The 672-nt window shown below is 71.1% G+C and carries 1 protein-coding gene; it reads left to right on the plus strand.

Annotated features, from left to right (window positions below; translation table 11 throughout):
* Positions 1-672: lamin tail domain-containing protein (locus tag ACOADB_RS13875; protein WP_378599602.1), on the plus strand; the 672-nt coding region annotated here is incomplete at both ends.

Here is a 672-nt window from a genome sequence, read left to right on the forward strand (position 1 = left end):
GAACCTCGCCTGCACCTTCACCGACGCGAGCACCGACGCCGACGGCACGATCGCCTCGCGCAGCTGGGACTTCGGCAACGGCCAGACCTCGACCGCGACCAACCCGTCCGTGACCTACGCCGCGGCAGGCACCTACGCGGTTTCCCTGACCGTCACCGACAACGGCGGGGCGAGCCACACGACCACCCAGAACGTCACGGTGACCGCGGCCGGAGGCGGGCCGGCCAACGTCATCCTCAACGAGGTGCTGGCCAACGAGCCGGGCAGCGCCACCGCGGGCGAGGCCATCGAGATCGTGAACAACGGCGGCACCGCCATCTCGATCGCCGGCTGGACGCTCCGGGATGGCACGGCCCTTCGCCACACCTTCGCGGCAGGTACGACGCTGCAGCCCGGCAAGGCCATCACCGTGTTCGGAGGCGCCTCGAGCATCCCCGGCGGCATCGTGGCGGTGCCGGCCAGCACCGGCGGGCTCAACCTCGCGAACGGCGGCGACTCGGTGAGCCTGCGCGACTCGGGCGGCGCCACCATCCAGTCGATGACCTACACCCCGAGCCAGGCCAGCTCCGACGGGGTCTCGATCAACCGCAGTCCCGACGGATCGACCAGCGGCACCTGGGTCCAGCACAACACCATCAGCACGCTGACCCGCTCGCCCGGACAGCGCGCCAA

It is taken from the genome of Nocardioides sp. CPCC 206348, from assembly GCF_048654705.1.
Lineage (GTDB): Bacteria > Actinomycetota > Actinomycetes > Propionibacteriales > Nocardioidaceae > Nocardioides.